This is a genomic window from Paraglaciecola sp., from assembly GCF_030730205.1.
GTDB lineage: Bacteria > Pseudomonadota > Gammaproteobacteria > Enterobacterales > Alteromonadaceae > Paraglaciecola.
The window spans coordinates 1-3998 of sequence record NZ_JANQVQ010000111.1; the positions used below are offsets into that span (position 1 = coordinate 1).

Genomic DNA, 3998 nt, shown 5'->3' on the forward strand with positions numbered 1-3998 from the left:
TGATCAAAGAGATGCCTGAGTATGCGATGAAAAACATACTGGTCAGGTGAACGGCTTATTTACCAAGAATAGGTTTGTAGCGGTGATTTGGGTTTCATTGTGCCCATCCCGAAAAAAGCGGATTTACAGCCAAACAACCAAGCAAGTAGCAAGGTACAAAAATAGGTAGCCCAAAAACTAAATAATACATCACTTAAAAAATGGCCTCCTTGCATAATGCGACCAGTTCCTACAATGACCCCAATGCCGATACCGCTGGCTAACCAAAAAGGATGTCGATAGATGAAAAATAATGACATAAAGGCAAAGCCTAGCGCGGCATGGCCACTGACAAATGAACAGTTTTTACGACACTCACCTGAATACACAAAAGCCGGAGTAAAATGATCTTGTCCGCCAAATTGTTCAATCTGTACCGGTCTTACACGGCCTAATGAATGGTTTTTTAATAGACCATTAACTAATAAACCAGGGCCAAGTAACAACACTAAAAAGATAAAACAGCACGATTTTCTTAGCGCTTTAGCCTTATAACTATGGACAAATAGACTAGCTAGACTTGCAATAATTAGCACCCCCAAAGCCACAAAGTGCATGTTGGCAAAGAGTCGATAAACACCGTATACCAAAGGATGTTGGTTCAGATAAAAGGAGTGTCCGTCATAAAATTGAGCAGAGATCCATAAGTCGATCTCTGGGAAGTAATAGAACACGAGCGCGCAACACAAACATAAGAGCAGGTCTTTGCGCCATAGGATGTGAATCAAATTAATCTTTGCAATGTGCATAACCTTGAAATCCCACTACATGATAAAGGTAAAGTTCTCGTTGTAAGCTTGGGTAAACGGTTTGTTTAATGTGGGCTGTTAAATGCACAACAGCAAAACAGCCACTTAATTCAACGGGCTGCTCACTTAGATAGATAAAATCAGACTCAGCACTTTTCTGCTTAGATTGATCTTTTCCAACGCTTAGATTTAAGGTGTGGTGAAGGTCAAATTGGTGCTCGACTTTGCCATCAGGATTAAAACTGACAACGTTAAGGTTTTGCCCATAGGGCTGAGGTAAATAATAATGGAGGTAAGACAACAACTTACGAGAATCGCTCAGCCAAACTCGGTGTTCTGCATCTTCGACGTAGTGCGGGATAGATTGAAAGAGTGGCTTCCAACCTTCGACGCGATGAAAAGGAGTGTTCTTTGCGGTGGGCTCAATATTCAGGAGTTGCTGTATTTGAGGATAAAGATAGAAAATGCCACCCATTGTTAGGTTGCTGACAAGAATGATATGCAGAAGTTTGTACTTATAGCCGAGCACTAAAGCCCTAGCCAACATGATACTTGCGGCAACATAGGCAGGTGCCGCCCAATTCATATTGGCTTTGGCTAATATGGCCTGCACGGCCATAACAAAAAGCAAAGGTAGGCTTAAACATAATAACAACTTTTCAGCTTTGTTAGTGAGTAGTGGACGCCAGAAAAGAAGCATTAACAAATAAAAACTAAGTGGACCAAAAACTAAAAATTGGCCGGCGATAAATTCAAGAAGTTGACTAGGGTGGAATAAAATTTGGTCTAATTTAGATATTTCGGCGGTATGTTGAAAACTAATAAAATCATGCTGCCAATTCCATAATAAGTTAGGAAATATTATAGCGCCACAAAGGATAACTGCTACTAGCGCCTTACCTGATATCACCCGGCGTAAGGGCGGCTTTTGCCAAATTGTTAAAATAATAAAACCAACTAACCAAACAAGCATGGTGTATTTGGCTAAAAAACCCAGGCCGACTGCCAGCCCCAAGCCTAGCCATGCCCACCACGAATTACTCTTAGCTGCATGTAAATAACAATAGATGGCAAGGCTCCAGCAAAATAATAAAGGAGCGTCGGTGGTAATAAACAAGCTGTTGAAAGATACCAGTGGTGTGGTGTAAAAAATAGCTGCGGCATAAAGGCCTGTTAGACGATTATATAAAAAACGAGTACTGGCAAAGATTAGGTAAGCGCTTGCAAAGTATAAGACCGGTGAGGCAAGTCTAACGGCCCATTCAGCCTGAGAGTGAAAAAGATGAGTGGTGCCGTAAATCAGCCAAGCAACCAGCGGCGGCTTAGAATAGTAACCCCAATCTAGCTCAGTAGACCAAAAATGATAGTAAGCTTCATCGTAAAATAAGGCTAAACCACTGAAAGGCCCATAGCTTAAACGTATGGCGAATAGCGCAAATGCAAAAAACAACATTGCTTTTAATTTATCGTTTACCTGATCTAAACAACCGCCTTTCCTTGCTAGTATGATAGCTGCGCTATTGTTAATGCTTCTCAAGATTGCATTGCCTTTATTTGCCTAAATTATTTACCTTAGTTTAGAAGGGCAATGTGACGTTTAGGTTGAGACTCGGTGACATTTTTACGACATTCAATAGTGTCTTGAAACATTTGCTTTTAGAACCCGTAATTGCATTCCCCACTATGGCTATGCAGACCGCAATGACCAGAAGGTTGTTGTTATGCATATCTACCTAGAATGCAATGTGTTTGACTGGTTTTACTTACAGTAAATAAACCGCTCTTTTGGACTCATTCCTAACGTAAGATGTTCAAGATGACGATTGGTTGAGCAGTATCGTTATTTGTCGGCAGTCTAAAAACTGCTCCTAGATATCTCATTGTTATGGCTCAAGCCGACAGTTTTATCCATGCGCTGTATCTTGTATCGTCTCTCAATTTTACCTTACTGTTCAAAGGTTATTTGTTTCCTTAAATAGAGGTCATTTGCCTTTAGCGTGGCAGCAGATTGCCGTCGGTTTGCTATTTCAAAACAAAAATGTGTTTTTTGCCTACTAAAACGGGCGAAGCAGGCTTTACACTTCCTTGACATTAAATGGAATTGATCATGCTGTATTGCTTGTGCTTTCAACAACTGGAGAACAAAGCATGAGTGCAATTTTGGGAATGGGTGGGGTTGAACCTGCACAAAAACTGCAAGATACGCAAAAACAAGCACAAGTAAACTTTGATGCAGCTGATACAAATCAAGATGGCATAGTTAGCGCTTCTGAGTTTATGCAAATATTGTCGGCGGAAGGAGTAGAAGCAAGCAAAGCGAGTGAGTTTACCAAGACCATAGATACAGACGGTGATGGTAATATCAGCTCGCAGGAACATCAAAAATTGTTACAGGAAATGGAAGGCAGAGTGTCTAAACTGATGACAAAAATGGAGGGAGGGCCTGATGGATATAGTACGTCACCAAGTGAACAAGTAAAAGAATTTGAAGCACTTAAAACCATGATGTCTAGCGTAGCAACAGATACTAAGAATGAACAAAATTCTAAAGACTTAAGTGCTTTGTTGGAGCAACTTAATACTGAAGGGTATTCTAAAGAAGGAGTACAAAACGCCATGGAATTACTGAATAAAGTGGCGCCGCCAATTAATACTATGGTTTGATGTTTTTAAGGTCAATGATGCTTAAATTTAAACCTAATTTGCAACATATCAATGGGGCAGTAGGGAAAGCGTACTGGTTTATTCTGCTTTCCCTTCACTGTTTTAGTATCGGCCAGTGAGAGATGAGTTTTTCTAGTCAATCTCTTGTTCATAACCCTCAAATCGTAATTTGTATAACCAAATCATTTCTTTTAATCGGTGTTAAAAGGTTCAATATACAATTTTACATGTGATTCTGAGCCATCATTAACATTCGCTATTTAATTAGCTTATTATCTAGAACTGTCCGGCGACAAACGTAATTGATAGTGCGTATCTAAAAGGAGCAAGTTTATTGTGTGGTAGGTGCTGAATTTGGGCAGTCGTATTCACTAAGTCCCAATCATTAAACGTTCCTTCAGCAATCAGTAAAATAATATTTTTATTGCAAGCAAGTTGAAATTTTTCAGTGCTTATTTTTGCTGGTTTTGTAGTAATGTTTGTAACCCACGCTTAACCTGCGTAGAATCCGCGACCGGAGTTGGCCAGGCAATCGTCGCTTATCGG

3 protein-coding genes are annotated in these 3998 nt (G+C 40.1%); 1 reads left to right on the forward strand and 2 read right to left on the reverse strand.

Features of this window, described 5'->3' with window-relative positions; genetic code table 11:
* Nucleotides 1-59: 59 nt before the first annotated feature.
* Together NWQ57_RS08340 and NWQ57_RS08345 are read right to left on the reverse strand one after the other, a co-directional pair.
* Nucleotides 60-788 (reverse strand): phosphatase PAP2 family protein, encoded by a 729-nt coding sequence (locus NWQ57_RS08340; protein WP_306021685.1) that lies wholly within the window; start codon nt 786-788, stop codon nt 60-62.
* Nucleotides 769-2325 (reverse strand): glycosyltransferase family 39 protein, encoded by a 1557-nt coding sequence (locus tag NWQ57_RS08345; protein WP_306021686.1) that lies wholly within the window; start codon nt 2323-2325, stop codon nt 769-771. Before NWQ57_RS08345 ends, NWQ57_RS08340 begins: the two co-directional genes overlap by 20 nt.
* A 611-nt stretch (nt 2326-2936) precedes the next feature.
* On the opposite strand from NWQ57_RS08345, the gene NWQ57_RS08350 reads away from it, so the two are divergent.
* Nucleotides 2937-3452, forward strand: a complete 516-nt coding sequence (locus NWQ57_RS08350; protein ID WP_306021687.1) for an EF-hand domain-containing protein — start codon at nt 2937-2939, stop codon at nt 3450-3452.
* The last annotated feature ends 546 nt before the right edge of the window (nt 3453-3998 follow it).